Source organism: Oceanobacillus sp. GQ8 (assembly GCF_059758495.1).
Map to the genome: position 1 here is coordinate 116,605 of NZ_JCAXEV010000002.1, position 17,576 is coordinate 134,180.

Sequence of the window (17,576 nt, forward strand, 5' to 3'; positions counted from 1 at the left end):
GAGTGGTTCTGATGTTAAATCGTGTCGTACTAGTTGGCAGGTTAACGAAGGATCCCGATTTACGTTATACACCCAACGGAGTGGCCGTAGCTAATTTTACTATTGCAGTTAATCGTCCTTTTTCTAATCAGCAGGGAAACCGTGAAGCTGATTTCATTAACTGTGTGGTCTGGAGAAGACCTGCTGAAAACCTTGCAAACTTTATGAAAAAAGGAAGCCTGATTGGTGTGGATGGTCGTGTTCAAACACGTACGTTCGAAGGCCAGGATGGAAAAACGGTATTTGTAACAGAAATTGTTGCAGACAGCGTCCAATTCCTTGAATCTAAAGGAGCCCAGGGTAGAGGACAGGACAACTCAGGAGGTTTCCAACAAGATAGAAACCAAAATCAGTATCAGCCTAATCAGAATCAGAACCAAAACCAGAACCAAAATCAGGACGACCCATTCCGAAATAATGGGGAGCCTATTGATATATCAGACGATGATTTACCATTCTAATATAAAAAGGAGGGTTATCAATGGCAGCTCGTCGCGGACGCGCAAAGCGTCGTAAAGTGTGTTATTTCACAGCAAACGGAATTACACACATCGATTACAAAGATGTAGATTTGCTAAGACGTTTCATTTCTGAACGCGGAAAAATTCTTCCTCGTCGTGTAACTGGAACTTCTGCAAAATACCAACGTAAATTGACTGTAGCAATTAAACGTGCTCGTACAATGGCATTGTTACCATTCGTAGCAGAGTAATTGTAAAAAAAACCTCCAGATCCATATAAGGATCTGGAGGTTTTTTAATTGGTAGGGGAATTGGTGAACTTATTTATAAACAAAGGAGAAAACGACAGCGACGGGGCTTGCCTTCGATCTGTTTATCCCGGAGCAACCGTCCGTAAGACTCCCACTTCAAAACATGAAGTGAAACCGATAAGTTTTTAGTGGGAGTAAACGGACGCTAACACCCCGATTCGTTCAACTAACAATAAGTGGGGGAAGAACGCCCCCCATTTATTGAAGTTTCACTTTATCTGTTAAACCCCTGCTCATCTAAAATTTCTTTTGCTGCTTCGCTTTGTAGAAAATCAATAAATTTTTCTGAGTCTGCATGGTTGGTGCTATAGGTAGTAACTGCTACAGGGAACTCTATGGGATCATGGAGTTCTGAATCAACAGGAAAGAGCATTTCCAGTCGATCTGATTCGATAATATCAGAATAATAAACAAACCCAGCGTCCACTTTTCCTGATTCAATAAAAGTTACCACTTGGGAAACATCTTTTGCATAGAAGAAAGAATGGGATAAGCCATCCCAGGCATCTGTAGCTTGCAGTGCTTGCTTTGCATAGGTGCCAACTGGTGAAGTCTCAGGTTGCCCCAATATAACTTTATCAAACGAACTCTGCTTTAATTCCTCAAATGATGACACTTCAGAATCTTCTCCAGCTGTGCCGGCAAGCACTAGTTGATTTGTTGCAAAGTTCGTTCTAGAATCTTCTACAATCATGGATTGATCTGCAAGCATGTCCATCCATTCTTGGTTTCCAGAGATAAATAAATCAACAGGTGCTCCTTGCTGTATTTGCTGGGCGAGCTCTCCGGAGGGACCGTAATCTACGTTAATGTTAATATACGGATTCTCCTCTTCAAATGCTTCCACTAACTCGGGCAAAACGCCGGACATACTGGATGTTGTAGCTAATAGTAAATGGGTTTCCTCAGTAGATTTTACAAATGGTTCATTTGAGCAACCGGTAAGGCTTACTAAACCAATTAATACGAATACTAGATACTTCATAGGAAATAATCCTGCTCCTAACTATATGGATTCGGTTATTTTTACTTTCTTCGCTTTGGATAGATAGAGATAATAAAGAACAGCATAATTAAAATATAAACAAAAAAGGCGCCTAACAACATATCATCTACAGGAAAAAGTAATGCAATGATCGTATATATAATAAACGGAATCGTTGCAATAAATACGCTCATTTTCCAAAGTAGTGGGAACTGTAGCTTGCGTTCCATCAGTTTTGCTAGGCCGAGTCCAACGTAGGCGATGATGGAGATGCCGATACAAACAAAAACAGCCATTGGCAAATAGTAAAAGATAAAGAAATATATAATCAGGAAAGCTATGTTAAGTTCTGCAGACACGCCGCTATTTTCTACAATGCGATCAATAAAAGCTGGAATGGAGACAAGTATAAGTAGAATAAACATATAAATAATTGCAACATCCATGCTAACACGGTTTAGCGAGAAGGTAGCTTTTTTACTTGGAAGTTTAAGGCTTTGCAGAAATACATGACGGAATTTCATATTATTCATCCTTATTTAGTAGTCTAGGTTCTATTATAAAGGAAAACCAACTCATATGATGTAAAAAACATGACATTTTTATTAACGGGCATGCAGCCATTCTGTAGGAGAAAAAAACCGTTACAAGTTATAACAGGATATTCCCCGGGAAATAATATTTTCTACTGTTTTCGACAAGCCTTTCAATAAAAAACATGTTATCATTATAGAAGGTAATCTTTTTGTCCGCTTTGATTTTGTATTAGGCGAATGAAGCTTCCCCCTACTTTACTGCTTACATCTTGCCGAGCAATAAAGTGGGGGGATAAATGTTAAAGTGGAATAATATTTGTTGAAAGTTAGATGAGGTGCGAAATGAATCAATCTAAAAAAATAGTAGACGGAGCTATCCTGACTGTAGTATATGCAGTTCTTCTGCTTGTCAGTGTATTTGTTCCTGTAATATCAATTCTAGCGGTGGTGCTCTTACCAATACCGTTTGTGATTTATGCATCAAGACACGGTGGGAAGCCTGCTTTGTTGATGTGGCTTGCAGCAACCATAATCTCGGTGCTTATCGCTACCACCTTTTCCTTGCCAATTGCTGTTTTAGTGGGTAGTGGGGGAATAATGATCGGGGGCGCGACATATCGTAAGCTTTCTGCGCATGAAACATGGGCCAGAGGGACGTTTGGATTTATTTTTGGACTTCTCTTTGTATTTGTTTTTACACAGGTTGTCTTTCAAGTAAATTGGACAGAAGAAATGGAACAGCAAATGAATACGTCAATGGACTTGACCTTTGAGACACTTGGAGAATTCGGTTTATCAGAACAAGATCAGGGAGAGGAAATGGTTAGTCAAACAATCGACATCCTTGTAAACCTATTGCCAGTTATGCTTGTTGGAGGCGCCATTGTAATGGCATTTATCAGTCAATGGCTTAGCTATAAGGTGCTAAATAGACTAGATAAAAAAGAATTGCGGTTTCCGCCGTTTCGAACACTTCGGTTTCCGGCATCATTAATCTGGGTATATTTCTTTGCTTTAATCGCATCATTTTTGGTAAGTGACACGACAAGCTTCTTTTATACTGGAGCACAAAACATACTTGCTTTAACAGGGCTACTGATGACCCTACAGGGATTTTCATTTATTTTCTTTTATGCACACCATAAGAAAATGTCAAAAGCAATTCCTATATTCAGTGTGGTACTCACCCTTCTATTCCCAACACTCTTACTGTTTCTTGTACGATTCATCGGAATTATAGATTTGGGATTTGGGATGAGAGACCGTCTTGATAAAAAAGATGAATAGTCCTCAAAAAATGGTTTTACGCAGTAGGAGCTGATGAAAATGCCAGATGGAAAGAAGAACCCCATGCTAAGTAGTCACTTATGGATCATTTATTTACTATCTATCGTATTGCTCGTTGTAATATGGTATTTCCAGTGGGTGCTTGGTCTTATCATGACATTGTTACTTGGGGCATCCTTTTTTTACAGCATTCGTACGGAAAGAACGCTGCAGGATGAAGCAGAACAATATATTTCAACATTATCTTATAGAATAAAGCGGGTCGGTGAAGAGGCTCTGCTTGAAATGCCGTTTGGAATTATCTTATATAATGAGGATTACACTATTGAGTGGGCAAATCCTTATATGAATCAGTTTGCAGACGATAGTTTGGTTGGGAGCTCACTCCAGCAATTATCCGAAGATCTTATTCCAATGATAAAAGAGAATAAAGATAGCATATGGTTTCACTTAGAAGGCTATGAATTTCAGACAACGGTGAAAAAGCAAGAGCGATTACTTTATCTTTTTGATCGGACAAAGCAGGCTGAGTTACAACAGCTGTATCATGATGACCAGACAGTATTAGCCTTTATTTTCTTAGATAACTATGAAGAGATTACCCAGAACATGGATGACACTAGTAAGAGTCAACTCAATTCCAGGGTAACGGAAGTTCTAAATAAATGGTCTACCTCCTATGGGCTTTACTTAAAGCGTACTTCCCAGGAAAGGTTCCTGGCAGTTGGTACAAAAGATATTTTACAAAAGCTTGAGAAAGTGAAATTTGATATTCTTGATGAAGTTCGTGAGTTAAGTGGAGAGCAGAATAACCCTGTCACACTAAGTATCGGGGTTGGTCAGGGAGATGTTGATTTACCAACTCTGGGCGAGCTTGCACAGTCGAGTCTCGATTTAGCGCTTGGTCGCGGAGGCGATCAGGTAGCAATTAAGGATGATTCAGGAAAAGTAAGATTTTATGGCGGGAAAACAAACCCGGTGGAAAAAAGAACAAGAGTTAGAGCGCGCGTCATCTCTCATGCATTAAAAGAATTGGTACGTGCAAGCGACAATGTTATCATTATGGGGCATAAATCCCCGGACATGGATTCACTTGGTGCTGCGATTGGAATCTTGAATATCGCGAAATCCAATGATGTAGAAGGTTATATTGTATTTGATCCCGATGACGTGGACACTGGTGTCTATCGATTAGTGGATGCCATTAAAGAAGAAGAAAGTGTGTGGCAGCACTTTATTGAACCAGGTGAAGCAGAGTCTATTACAGGTAACAGAAGCCTAGTCGTGGTTGTTGATACGCATAAACCGTCCATGGTAGCGAGTGAGCACCTGCTACACCAAACAGAATACAAGGTTGTTATTGACCACCATCGTAGAGGAGAAGAGTTCATCGATAACCCTACCCTTGTTTATATGGAACCATATGCGTCTTCCACTGCTGAACTGGTGACAGAGCTTTTAGAATACCAGCCGAAAAAACTGAAGCTGAAGATGCTTGAAGCCACTGCACTACTTGCAGGGATTATTGTCGATACAAAAAGTTTTACATTACGTACAGGGTCGAGAACCTTTGATGCAGCTTCTTACTTAAGAGCTAAAGGTGCAGATACCGTACTTGTTCAACAATTTTTAAAGGAAGATCTCGATCTATATATTGAAAGAAGCAAGCTAATTGAGCGGGCAGAGGTGTACCGCGACCAAATTGCCATATCAAAGGCGGATGAAGGTATTGCCTATGGGCCGGTATTAATTGCCCAGGCAGCTGACACATTATTGACAATGAGTGGAATTAACGCATCATTTGTCATTTCCGAGCGAAAAGATGGTAGAATAGGAATAAGCGCCCGTTCATTGGGTGAAGTAAATGTTCAGGTAATCATGGAAAAAATGAATGGTGGCGGCCATTTAACCAATGCCGCAACTCAAATAGAAGATACTTCAATCGATGATGCAGAGAACCTGCTCAAAGATATTTTAGAAGAGTACTATGAGGGGAGAGAAGCTGAATGAAAGTAATATTATTACAAGACGTTAAAGGAAAAGGCAAAAAAGGTGATGTGAAAAATGTTTCCGATGGTTATGCACGTAATTACCTTTTAAAAAATAACTTGGCAGAGGAAGCAACCAATGCTAATATGAAAGCTTTAGAGGCACAAAAGAAAAAGAGTGAACAACTTGAGCAGCAGGAAAAAGAAGAAGCAATGGACTTAAGAGACACACTAGCAGACCTAACTGTAGAACTAAAAGCAAAATCTGGTGATAGTGGTCGACTTTTTGGTTCTATTACAAGCAAGCAAATTGCAGAAGCCTTGCAAAAAGAGCATGGCTATAAAATAGATAAGCGTAAAATTGAGCTAGATGAGCCAATCCGTGCACTTGGATATACAACAGTACCAGTTAAACTCCACCAAGAGGTATCTGGCTCGATCAAAGTACATGTAGCAGAAAAATAAGCATTCCTCCGTACCATGTTTTTATGAACAAAGGCACGCTGATGGAACATGCTATCTTTGCACGTTAGAAAGTATAAAATTTTAGCTAGGGAGTAATGCCGACGTAGTTAAAATTTTGAAGGAGGGCTCACTTTTAAAAGGTGAGCCTTCTATCATGAAATCACAAAAGAAAGGGGGCGGGGTACATGAGCGACACATGGAGCGATCGTAGACCACCACATAATATAGAGGCAGAGCAATCCATAATCGGTGCTATATTTCTAGACCCAGAGGCGTTTTCGACAGCATCAGAACTGCTCGTAGCAGAGGATTTTTACCGGGCAGCACATCAACGCATCTTTGGTGCGATGATGAAGCTTGCTGACAGAGGTGAGCCGATTGATGTCGTTACGGTTACCACGTATTTGCATAATGCAAAGCAGCTTGAGGAAGCTGGAGGTGTAACGTACCTTTCCGAGGTGGCTGAAAGTGTCCCAACCTCTGCGAATATAGCATACTATTGTAAAATAGTTGATGAAAAAGCGTTGTTACGCCGTCTGATTCGATCCGCTACAGACATTGTTACAGCTGGTTTTGAACGGGAAGATGAAGTAGAAGATGTATTAAACGAGGCTGAGAAAACAATTTTAGAGGTTTCCGGACGTAAAAACTCTGGTGCTTTTAAAGCAATAAAAGATGTATTAATCGATGTCTATGATAATATTGAGCAACTTCATCACCAAAGCGCGGATGTTACTGGGATACCGACAGGCTTTCGTGATTTGGATCGTATCACCTCAGGCTTCCAACGAAATGATTTGATTATCGTAGCTGCCCGTCCATCTGTTGGTAAAACGGCCTTTGCCTTAAACGTAGCGCAAAACGTGGCCGTTAATACAGATGAAAATGTAGCGATATTCAGTCTGGAGATGGGAGCAGATCAGCTTGTACAGCGTATGCTCTGTGCTGAGGGGAATATTGATGCCCAGCGCATGCGGAATGGACAGTTGCAAGCAGATGACTGGAGTAAGCTAACGATGGCAATGGGGAGTCTCTCTAATGCCGGTATTTATATTGATGACACACCTGGTATTCGGGTTGCTGATATCCGCTCCAAGTGCCGTCGATTAAAACAAGAGCATGGACTTGGGATGATTCTAATCGATTACCTGCAGTTGATCCAAGGTAGTGTTAATTCTAAAGAAAACCGTCAGCAGGAAGTATCAGAAATATCTCGTTCATTAAAAGGACTTGCCCGTGAACTGAACGTACCGCTTATTGCGCTATCTCAGCTTTCTCGTGGTGTGGAACAAAGACAAGATAAACGCCCAATGATGTCCGACCTTCGTGAATCAGGTAGTATTGAGCAGGATGCCGATATTGTTGGCTTCCTATATCGTGATGATTACTATGATACAGAATCAGAGAAACAAAACATTATCGAAATCATAATTTCCAAACAACGTAACGGTCCAGTTGGTAACGTAGAACTGGCTTTCGTTAAAGAATACAATAAATTTGTGGACTTAGATCATCGCTACTCAGAAAGCGATGTTCCACCAGTCCCAGTGTAGTAATTTGAGCAGTCTTTCCTGTAGGAGAGACTGTTTTTTATTCGTTAAGGATATAACGTCCCAAATATAAGAAAAAGACAAGAGAATACGAGTTTTTCTAATAAATTAGGACAATATATCAAATGAGTAAGAATCTAGGTAGTATTTCTATTGATGTGCCTGAAAAGACTTTTATAGCAGTAAATTTAAGCCTCTTACTTAGGGCTCTTATTCCTTAGCATGACCTTCTCTTATTCAACATGAGAAGACGTTAGTAAGCGTAGGTAAATACGAAGACTCCTGGAAAATGCATTCGCATTTTCTGCGTGTGATACCTCGCTGACGTAGCTTTCCCTGTCCAGTGTGAACAGCACGAGTCCGAAGAACCCGGAAGAAGCGTTCTTTGCTTCTGAGGATTCTAAGGCCGTGCCCACGGAAAGCGAAGTATTTCCGTAGCAATGGATTAGCGATTTTCTTCGAGCAAAAAGGAAATTTGTATATTTTAAGTATAAATGAAGCCATCCTATTACGAACAATAAAATTTATTTATATAACATTGTTCGTATTTCGCATTGACTGACATGAATAAAATTGGTAAACTTACAATGGTGATTAAAGAAAACATATAATATAAATATTTGTGGAGGTGCACTATGTCCTCAGTAGTAGTAGTTGGAACACAATGGGGCGATGAAGGGAAAGGAAAAGTTACTGACTTTCTATCGCAAAATGCAGAGGTAGTTGCCAGATATCAAGGTGGTAACAACGCTGGACATACAATAAAGTTTGATGACGTTACGTATAAATTACATTTGATTCCATCCGGAATTTTTTTCGATGATAAAATTTGCGTGCTTGGTAATGGAATGGTAATTGATCCAAAAGCATTCGTAGAAGAGGTTGCATATTTACATGAGCGCAATGTATCAACAGATAACCTGCGTATCAGTAACCGCGCACACGTTATTCTACCATATCATTTAAAACTAGATATTTTACAAGAAGAAGAAAAAGGAATAAACAAAATCGGGACAACGAAGAAAGGGATTGGTCCTGCTTACATGGATAAAGCGGCACGTATGGGAATTCGAATTGCCGACTTGATGGACAAGGATGCATTCCGTGAGAAGCTAGAACAAAACCTTAAAGAGAAGAACCGTTTATTTGAAAAAGTATATGAAGTAGATCCAATCCAAGTGGAAGAAATTCTTGAAGAATATTACGAGTATGGACAGCAAATGGCTAAGTACGTTTGTGATACATCTGTAGTGCTTAACGATGCACTTGATGAAGGTCGCAGAGTATTATTTGAAGGTGCACAAGGTGTCATGCTGGATATTGACCAAGGAACCTATCCATTTGTAACCTCCTCCAATCCGATTGCTGGTGGAGTAACAATTGGTTCTGGTGTTGGTCCAACTAAAATTAACCATGTTGTCGGTGTATCCAAAGCCTATACAACGCGTGTTGGTGATGGCCCATTCCCTACAGAGCTACATGACGAAGTTGGTAACCAAATCAGAGAAGTTGGTCGTGAATATGGTACAACAACAGGCAGACCACGTCGTGTTGGCTGGTTTGATAGTGTCGTTGTTCGCCATGCGCGTCGTGTCAGTGGTATCACAGATTTATCTCTAAACTCACTTGATGTTCTGACAGGAATTGAAACATTGAAGATTTGTGTAGCGTATCGTTATAAAGGGGAAGTTATTAACGAATTCCCTGCAAGTCTTGTGGCACTTGCCGAATGTGAACCAGTCTATGAAGAAATGCCAGGCTGGACTGAAGATATTACGGGTGTTAAAAGCTTACATGAACTACCAGAAAATGCACGTCATTATCTAGAGCGTATCTCCCAACTAACAGAAATTCCGCTTTCTGTGTTCTCTGTTGGGCCTGACCGCAGTCAGACAAATGTTGTACGTAGTGTATATAGCTAAGTAAGGAATCGAGAGTCAGCCATGAAGGAAGAAGTACCTTAATAGGTCCTTCCTTTATGGCTGTCTTTTTGCATTTTATTTTTATAATAAGTACTTTGTGTTTAGAAGAAGGAAATCAACCAGTTCACCAATAGGCGGGTAAAGACATTTGCCCAAAAGTACGGTAGAATAGAAGTAAGTGTTTTAATAAAGATGGCGAGCGGAAAGTGTAATTTCGTGATGCCGCCACCAGCCGCCATTGCATTAATACGGCGATGGTTTAAAACCTCAAGTAAGTATGCGAAAAAAAGGATGTGGCAAAGATGAGTCAAAAGATTTTAGTAGTTGATGATGAACAGCCAATTGCAGATATATTAAAGTTCAACCTTGAAAAAGAAGGCTATGATGTCGTACTTGCACATGATGGCGATGAAGCCATACAAGTAGCAGAAGCGGAAAAGCCTGATTTAATATTATTGGATATTATGCTACCAAATAAAGATGGTAATGAAGTGTGCCGAGAAATCCGCAAAACACAGATGATGCCAATCATTATGCTAACAGCAAAAGACTCCGAGATCGATAAAGTCCTTGGATTGGAACTAGGAGCAGATGATTATGTTACGAAGCCATTTAGTAACAGGGAAGTAATTGCCCGAGTAAAGGCAAATCTGCGTAGACAACAAGCGGTACCTGACGATACAGTGAAAGCAACGAAGGATATTGTGATCGGTAGCCTTGTGATACATCCAGATGCCTATGTTGTATCAAGAGATGGGGAACAAATTGAGCTTACCCATCGCGAATTTGAGCTGCTTCATTATCTGGCCCGCCATATCGGGCAGGTTATGACAAGAGAGCATTTACTGGAGACAGTATGGGGATATGATTATTTTGGTGACGTGCGAACAGTAGATGTTACGGTGCGTCGACTTCGTGAAAAAATTGAGGAGAATCCAAGCAATCCGATCTGGATTGTAACCCGAAGAGGTGTTGGATATTATTTACGCAGTCCTGAGCAGGAGTAATGTGGAATGAATAAAGTTGGTTTCTTTCGTTCGATACAGATAAAGTTCATTATTATCTATATTCTGTTGCTTTTAATAGCGATCCAGGTGATTGGCTCTTTTTTTACAACGGAGTTGGAGAATCAGCTGGTTAAAACGTATAAAGACTCTGTTAATGACCGTGTTAATCTGATCTCTCATAATCTTGAACAGGCATTAAACAGGGTGCCGTCGGGAGCCGAGGATGAGGTAACACCGGAGGAAGAAGTGCGCGGTATTATTTCTGAAGTAGCCTCAGAGGATAATATGAAGCTTCAGGTTATTACCAACCAAAGCAGAATAATGGCAACGAACGATTATCAGAGTCAAAGCGATGTAGGAAAGAAAATATCAAATGAACTTGTTCAGAGTGTACTCACGCAAGGTGGAACCACGGAAATAAAGGAAATGCAGGATAGAGAGACGAAAGACCAGTTGTACGTGATTGTGAAACCTCTTTATAAAGAGGGGGAGGAAAACGTGACGGTCGGCTGGCTCTATGTTGTAGCAAATATACAAAGGGTTTATGACCAGCTCGATAACATTAACGATATTTTCCTTAAGGGCTCCCTTCTTGCTATTGCGGTATCTGCTTTTATTGGTATTTTAGTAGCTCGGACCATTACCAAACCGATTAAAGAAATGCGTCGTCAGGCACAGTTAATGGCACGGGGAGATTTTACCCAAAAGGTAAATGTTTATGGAAGAGATGAAATTGGGCATCTTGCCGATACATTTAATGATTTGAACAGCAGGTTAAAACATTCCTACGCAACGATTGAAGAGGAACGAAGAAAGCTTAGTTCGGTGCTCTCGAACATGTCCGATGGTGTTATCGCAACAGACAATGCTGGAGCTGTTACGTTAATGAATGATGCAGCCGGCAGGTTAATCGGTCATGACCCAGACGATATTATCGGGGAGCTACTCATTGATGTATTACAGCTTGAAGATAAAATTGTAGATATAACAGAGTTACAGGAAAGTGGCTCGATGATCATTGATTTTAGTAGTGAGGAAGAAGAGTTTCTGGTCAAGGCGAATTTCTCCACTGTTGCGGATGACGAAGAGGAGATAACTGGTTTTATCACCGTTATAAGCGATGTCACCGAACAGGAGAAGGTAGAACAAGAACGCAGGGATTTTGTTTCCAATGTATCACATGAGCTTAGAACCCCATTAACGACAATGCGGAGCTATATAGAAGCATTAACCGATGGTGCCTGGAAAGATAAGGAGATTGCCCCTAAGTTCCTTGATGTAGCACAAAATGAAACAGACCGTATGATCCGTATGGTTAATGATCTACTGCAGTTATCTAAAATGGATGCAAAAGAGTATCCACTTCAAAAGGAACGGACGGAATTTGTCAGCTATTTCCATCACATTATAGACCGCTTTGAGATGAATACGCCAGAACATATTACGTTACATCGTGACTTGCCTCGAGGTAAGTATCTTGTTTGGCTTGATAAGGATAAAATGACACAGGTACTTGATAATATCATTTCTAATGCCATTAAGTATTCGCCTGAAGGTGGAACCATTCAGCTTAAGGTTGAAAACAACCGTCATCACATCCTGGTTAGCATTCAAGATCAGGGGATGGGAATCGCGTATGATAAGCTAGAAAAAATCTTCGAACGTTTTTACAGAGCGGATAAGGCGCGCACAAGAAAACTTGGCGGAACAGGCTTAGGATTAGCTATAGCCAAGGAGCTTGTTGAAGTACACCACGGGAAAATTTGGGCGAAAAGTGTAGAAGGGAAAGGAACGACTATTTTCTTTACACTACCACTTATGAACAAGAAGTGGAGGGGTGAGCGATGAGAATGGAGACGACCAAATCGTTTTTATTAATTATACTAATTGGTGTGAGCTTATTGCTGACCTTTGGCCTATGGACCTACCAGCCCTCAGAGGGCGATGCTTCTTTGGGCGATGAAGATACCGTTACCGGTGACCTTGGGGGAACAGAGGAAACAATTAAAACCATTGTTGAGCCGCAGTCCCTCGTTTTTCATTCACAAGGGGATCACTACGGATTTCCCTCCCCTCAGCTGGAGCGAGAATTCTATGAAGAGGTCCAAAGGTGGCAGATGAGTAATTTTCGGGAGAAACAAAATATAAGTGGGTTGGATCCTGAAATGGAAATGGAATTCTCAGATGCATTGCCTATGACGCTTGCAAACATTCTATTTAATTTAGATCAACCTGCGGAAAACTTGCCGAACTGGTCATTTAATCGTGTTCTGATCGATTACGAAGAGAATAGTTCATTATTAGAGGTGACCTTTGTTTCGGTAGATCAACAACGCCAAGCAAGTGCGGTTATTAATGATGCAAGCAGTTTTGAATTATTTCAATCTAAGCTTATTGATAAAGAGGATTTAATACAATATATCCATTTATCAGAAGGAGCAGGTAACGTTTATTTGCCTAGTCAAGCGGAAGATATGACCAACTATTCGCTTTCCGTTGTACCTCTTAATGAACAAATGCTAGTTAACTCTTTATTCCGGGATCCAACAATGGTGAGTCGTTCCCTGACTCCATTAGGACAACCCTATTTCAGTGATGCTGTACGAGAATTAAAAGTTGTAGATAATGGACGGGCCATCAGTTTTATTAATCCAAACTCGGCGGAAGGGATACCTGCTCAAAGGCATGAACTGCTTCAAAGTAGTATGGATAGCATTTCCGACCATGGTGGTTGGACAGATGATTACAAGCTGCTTTCGATAGATAGACGTGCTGGGATCGTTCGTTATCAAATGTTCTATGCAGATTATCCTGTCTTTGATAAGCCGTCGGTAACTACGGAGCTTACAATGATTGAACAGGAATTCAAAAATGGAAACCTTGTCGGTTATCAGCGCCCACTGTTTCGAGTAACTTCTGAAATTGCTCCAGATCCAGAGCCTGCAAACCTTGACACAGGAGAAGAAATTTTGACCTATTTACGGAACGACAAAGAAATTTCTTTAGAAAATATTGAAGCTATTCGTCTTGGTTATCAACTTACTTATAATGATAACGATAATGCTAACTTCCTAAGTCTAGAAGCTAAATGGTACATGAACTATAAAGGTTCCTGGAAGCCGGTAAGGGAGGAGAACAAGGATGCAATGGAGTCAAATTAAAACCCTATTTATCCTCTGTTTTCTCGTGTTGGATATTTATTTACTTGTACAATTTATCGATAAGCAGGATAGAGCAGCTCAAGAGCAGTATCCAGGAGGAGAAGACCTCACACTTCAAGAAGAATTGGAGAGAGAGGAGATCACTCTCGGAGATATTGATGTAGGTGTAGAGAAAGATTCTTCTATCTCTGTTTTACCAATGGAATATACCGATAAGCAAGTAGGAGAAATTGAAAGCTTGGAAAACCAGGAAGCAGTATTAAACACGGAAGATCTTATCGTTGGCCATATGGATGAGCCAGTACCCATAGCCGAGGACGCAGGCGGTGAGGAAATTAGTAATACAATTAGTAATTTTATATACCAATTCGATAGTTATCAGTTTTGGAAATGGGATAAAGACTTGAATGTTCTCCTTTTCTTCCAGGAAAAAGAAAACCAGCCCATCTATTACAACCAGAGCGCCCTTTTACTTGTCTATTTAAATGAAGACAATGAGATGGAGTATTATACCCAATCCATGCTTGGAGAGGCAGAAAGTAAAAAGGACAGTGGTAAGCGAACGCTCATCCAGCCAATTCAAGCAATTGGCACGTTGTATAATAATAACGAATTAGTTTCTAAAGATACGGTAGATGTTGATTATGGCTACCATACATGGATTTCGTCTCTTGAGAATGGAAAGCAGGTTTTTGCGCCGACCTATAAAGTATCTGTGAACGATGAGCGGGATTACTTTGTAAACGCCATTGAGGGACAAGTATTTTCCAACTCTGATGAAAGCTTTACGCGGGATATGGTAAGGGAGAATTTAGGTGATATTCAGCTTATCCCGCAGGATATTGACTGGAAAGAGGATATGATTAACAAACTTAGAAACTTGACACAAACAGAAACGGAAACAGAAACAAATCGGAGTGAATAACCATGACATTACGTTTTAGTGTGCTTGCATCCGGAAGCACAGGAAATGCGTTTTATATAGAATCAGACAAGGAAAGATTACTTGTGGATGCAGGATTGAGCGGAAAACAGATGGATCATCTTTTTAGTGAGATTGACATCGATCCTTCCACACTTACAGGCATTCTTGTCACACATGAGCATAGTGACCATATTAAAGGGCTTGGCATCATGGCCAGAAAGTACAAGCTACCTATTTTTGCTAATGAAAAAACGTGGAATGCGATGGAGCGCAGCATTGGCAAGATTGGATTGGATCAGAAATTTCACTTTAATATGGAGCAAGTGAAGACGTTTCAGGATTTGGATGTAGAATCCTTTGGCGTCTCACACGATGCGGCGGAACCAATGTTTTATACCTTCCATCATGAGGGGAAAAAGGTGGCACTAGTCACAGACCTCGGCTATGTATCTGAACGGATTAAAAAGACAGTAGAGGATGCAGATGCCTATATTTTTGAAGCAAATCATGATGTAGGGATGCTACGAATGGGGCGCTACCCTTGGAATGTAAAAAGGAGAATACTCGGGGACTCAGGTCACGTATCCAATGAGGATTGTGGATTGGCCCTTACTGATATTATAAGTAACCGAACGAAGCGGATATATCTGGCCCATCTAAGTCTTGATAATAATATGAAAGACCTTGCTCGTATGTCAGTAGATAGCGTTTTACAGGAAAGAGGCATTACGCTTGATCTGCATGATACAGACCCTAAAGCACCGACACCTTTATACGAAGTTGTATAACATTTTTTGTTTATTATATTAGCGATTAAGGAATACTATACTAGAGTGTTTAGACTTATTTCGGATAGAAGGGGATAAAGTTATGGGCTATTACGATCAGAACTACCCACCAAACCCTCATCGCCGCCGGAAAAATAGAGGTTGGCTTGTTCCGGCATTACTTGGTGTCATAATTGGTATTTTATTAGTAGTTGTCGCATTGCCGGCATTGCAAGAGAATAATGTGCTCCCAGGTAATACATCAGAACAGAGCCAACTAGAAAGCTCCAGTATGAATGAGGGCTCCCAAGGGTCAAGTAACGCAGTAAACGTAGATGTCTCTACCCAGGTTACAGATTTAGTAGAACAAGTAACCCCTGCAGTAGTGGGCGTAATTAATATTCAACAGCAAGGTGACTTCTGGCAACAACAAGAGTCAAATGAAGCTGGAGAAGGATCAGGTGTTATTTACAAAAACGAAGACGGTACCGCCTATGTCGTGACAAACCATCACGTCATCGAAGGTGCAGATAGCGTGGAAGTGGTGCTATATGATGAGACACATTTAGAAGCTGAGATTATAGGCAGTGATGTGTTCTCTGATTTAGCTGTTTTAAGAATGGATGGAGAACAGGTTGAGCAGACAATTGAACTAGGTTCTTCTGCAAATGTAAAAGTAGGCGAGCCTGCCATTGCTATCGGAAACCCGCTCGGACTCATGTTTTCAAGCTCTGTAACCCAAGGTGTTATTAGCGGGACAGAGCGTACGATTCCTCAAGATTTCAATCAGGACGGACGTGCAGACTGGCAAGCAGAAGTAATTCAAACAGATGCTGCCATCAATCCTGGTAATAGTGGTGGAGCGTTAATCAATATTAATGGGCAATTGATTGGGATTAACTCCATGAAAATTAACCAGACTGCCGTAGAAGGAATAGGCTTTGCCATTCCAATTGATTCAGCCCTACCAATTGTGGATGAGCTGGAAACAACGGGTGAAGTCACCAGACCATTTTTAGGCGTAGAAATTTATTCGTTGGATGAGGTTCCACAGACTGAATGGAAAGGTACCCTCAATCTGCCTAATGAAGTCGAGGGTGGGGTATATGTTTGGAGTGTAGAGCCGTTATCTCCCGCAGACCAAGCAGGCTTAAAACGGTTAGATGTCATTACAGAATTGGACGGCAATCCTGTGATGAATATGATCGACCTTCGTAAAATCCTTTATCAGGAAAAAGAAATAGGAGATGAAATCATCGTCACCTATTACCGTGAAGGCGAAAAAAAGGAAACTACCTTAGTATTAGGAACCCAACAGTAACGAGAAAAGCTATCCTACACCAAACAGAGGATAGCTTTTCCAATTTATCCACAAAAATAAGTGGGTTATACACAGTTAGTGGATAACTATTTTGCCAAAATCAATATATAGTATAGAAAGAATGTTCGGCAACAAAATAACTACGAACATTTGTGCATATGTGCATAACTTTGTGGATAAACTCGGGTTTTCCACACGAATAAGACAAGTTATCCACTTCTTTTCAACAGAAAAGGTTCATAAGCTTGTTTATAACTATTCTTAGAGCACTATTTTCCCTCTAACATGTTGCCATACCAGGAGTAAAAGAATAAGCATGACAATATCGAGTCTCGCCGCAAAGGCAAAGGAGAGCACCCCTTCATTAAAAAGGGTAGGAAGCTTTGAGAAATAAAGTGCACCAAGCATGATGAGCAGTAATGGTGGGACAGCAAGATGAATATAGAGCCTCCCCGCAATAAGAATGCCACAACCAAGCTCCACGACTGCTACTAGAAATAGTGTTGCCTCAGGAAAAGGTAATCCCATGCTGGCAAACATCCCTCTAAAATCACTATCCACAAGCTTCATCATTCCTGAAATAATAAAGACAAAGCCAATTGCATAGCAGATCCACGTATACGTCGGCATAGATAATTTCAAATTCATTTAATTCACCCCCAATATTTCTACATCCCATATGTAACTATATGCAAGTAACTGGACAACCTTGCCAAGCAATTAATAAAGTGAAACTTCAATCAGTGGGGGTTTTCGCTCTTCCCCCACTGATTGTTAGTTGAACGAATCGGGGTGTTAGCGTCCGTTTACTCCCACTTAAACATCACTGTTTCATTTCATGTTTTGAAGTG

16 protein-coding genes are annotated in these 17,576 nt (G+C 40.6%); 13 read left to right on the forward strand and 3 right to left on the reverse strand.

What is annotated here, in order from left to right; translation table 11 throughout:
- Nucleotides 1-11: 11 nt before the first annotated feature.
- Nucleotides 12-500: a single-stranded DNA-binding protein gene (ssb, locus tag AC6CHS_RS05570; protein WP_036578086.1), complete on the forward strand. Its 489-nt coding sequence runs from the start codon at nt 12-14 to the stop codon at nt 498-500.
- A 20-nt stretch (nt 501-520) separates the two neighbouring features.
- The gene (rpsR, locus tag AC6CHS_RS05575) at nt 521-751 is read left to right on the forward strand and encodes a 30S ribosomal protein S18 (protein WP_036578084.1); all 231 of its coding nucleotides are present in this window, start codon (nt 521-523) and stop codon (nt 749-751) included.
- Between the two features lie 274 nt (nt 752-1,025).
- On the opposite strand, the gene modA is transcribed toward rpsR, so the two are convergent.
- Together modA and AC6CHS_RS05585 are read right to left on the reverse strand one after the other, a co-directional pair.
- Nucleotides 1,026-1,796 (reverse strand): molybdate ABC transporter substrate-binding protein, encoded by a 771-nt coding sequence (modA, locus tag AC6CHS_RS05580; protein WP_498234720.1) that lies wholly within the window; start codon nt 1,794-1,796, stop codon nt 1,026-1,028.
- Between the two features lie 41 nt (nt 1,797-1,837).
- Nucleotides 1,838-2,320: a DUF1189 family protein gene (locus AC6CHS_RS05585; protein WP_498234721.1), complete on the reverse strand. Its 483-nt coding sequence runs from the start codon at nt 2,318-2,320 to the stop codon at nt 1,838-1,840.
- A 354-nt stretch (nt 2,321-2,674) separates the two neighbouring features.
- Between AC6CHS_RS05585 and AC6CHS_RS05590 the strand changes: the two genes are divergently transcribed.
- The 11 genes from AC6CHS_RS05590 (at nt 2,675) to AC6CHS_RS05640 (ending at nt 16,725) form a co-directional block, all read left to right on the forward strand.
- Nucleotides 2,675-3,619, forward strand: a complete 945-nt coding sequence (locus tag AC6CHS_RS05590) for a YybS family protein (protein ID WP_498234723.1) — start codon at nt 2,675-2,677, stop codon at nt 3,617-3,619.
- Nucleotides 3,620-3,658: 39 nt separating this feature from the next.
- Nucleotides 3,659-5,629 carry a DHH family phosphoesterase gene (locus AC6CHS_RS05595; protein ID WP_498234724.1) on the forward strand — a complete coding sequence of 657 codons (1,971 nt, stop codon included), beginning with the start codon at nt 3,659-3,661 and terminating at the stop codon, nt 5,627-5,629.
- Entirely contained in the window at nt 5,626-6,072 is a 447-nt protein-coding gene (rplI, locus tag AC6CHS_RS05600; RefSeq protein WP_498234726.1) for a 50S ribosomal protein L9, read from the forward strand. The genes AC6CHS_RS05595 and rplI overlap by 4 nt, the downstream gene beginning before the upstream one ends.
- 185 nt (nt 6,073-6,257) lie before the next feature.
- On the forward strand, nt 6,258-7,625 hold the full coding sequence (dnaB, locus tag AC6CHS_RS05605; protein WP_036578076.1) for a replicative DNA helicase: 1,368 nt from the start codon (nt 6,258-6,260) through the stop codon (nt 7,623-7,625).
- A 632-nt stretch (nt 7,626-8,257) separates the two neighbouring features.
- On the forward strand, nt 8,258-9,544 hold the full coding sequence (locus AC6CHS_RS05610) for an adenylosuccinate synthase (protein ID WP_498234728.1): 1,287 nt from the start codon (nt 8,258-8,260) through the stop codon (nt 9,542-9,544).
- 302 nt (nt 9,545-9,846) lie between these two features.
- Nucleotides 9,847-10,551 carry a response regulator YycF gene (gene yycF, locus AC6CHS_RS05615; protein WP_498234730.1) on the forward strand — a complete coding sequence of 235 codons (705 nt, stop codon included), beginning with the start codon at nt 9,847-9,849 and terminating at the stop codon, nt 10,549-10,551.
- A gap of 6 nt (nt 10,552-10,557) precedes the next feature.
- The gene (gene walK / locus AC6CHS_RS05620; RefSeq protein WP_498234732.1) at nt 10,558-12,399 is read left to right on the forward strand and encodes a cell wall metabolism sensor histidine kinase WalK; all 1,842 of its coding nucleotides are present in this window, start codon (nt 10,558-10,560) and stop codon (nt 12,397-12,399) included.
- Nucleotides 12,396-13,712, forward strand: a complete 1,317-nt coding sequence (locus AC6CHS_RS05625; RefSeq protein WP_498234733.1) for a YycH family regulatory protein — start codon at nt 12,396-12,398, stop codon at nt 13,710-13,712. Before walK ends, AC6CHS_RS05625 begins: the two co-directional genes overlap by 4 nt.
- The gene (locus AC6CHS_RS05630) at nt 13,693-14,637 is read left to right on the forward strand and encodes a two-component system regulatory protein YycI (RefSeq protein WP_498234735.1); all 945 of its coding nucleotides are present in this window, start codon (nt 13,693-13,695) and stop codon (nt 14,635-14,637) included. Before AC6CHS_RS05625 ends, AC6CHS_RS05630 begins: the two co-directional genes overlap by 20 nt.
- Nucleotides 14,638-14,639: 2 nt before the next feature.
- Nucleotides 14,640-15,425, forward strand: a complete 786-nt coding sequence (locus AC6CHS_RS05635; RefSeq protein WP_498234737.1) for an MBL fold metallo-hydrolase — start codon at nt 14,640-14,642, stop codon at nt 15,423-15,425.
- An 82-nt stretch (nt 15,426-15,507) separates the two neighbouring features.
- Nucleotides 15,508-16,725 carry a S1C family serine protease gene (locus tag AC6CHS_RS05640; RefSeq protein ID WP_498234738.1) on the forward strand — a complete coding sequence of 406 codons (1,218 nt, stop codon included), beginning with the start codon at nt 15,508-15,510 and terminating at the stop codon, nt 16,723-16,725.
- A 261-nt stretch (nt 16,726-16,986) separates the two neighbouring features.
- On the opposite strand, the gene AC6CHS_RS05645 is transcribed toward AC6CHS_RS05640, so the two are convergent.
- A complete protein-coding gene (locus AC6CHS_RS05645) occupies nt 16,987-17,373 on the reverse strand; it encodes a DoxX family protein (protein WP_498234740.1) in 387 nt (128 codons plus the stop codon).
- Nucleotides 17,374-17,576 lie beyond the last annotated feature (203 nt).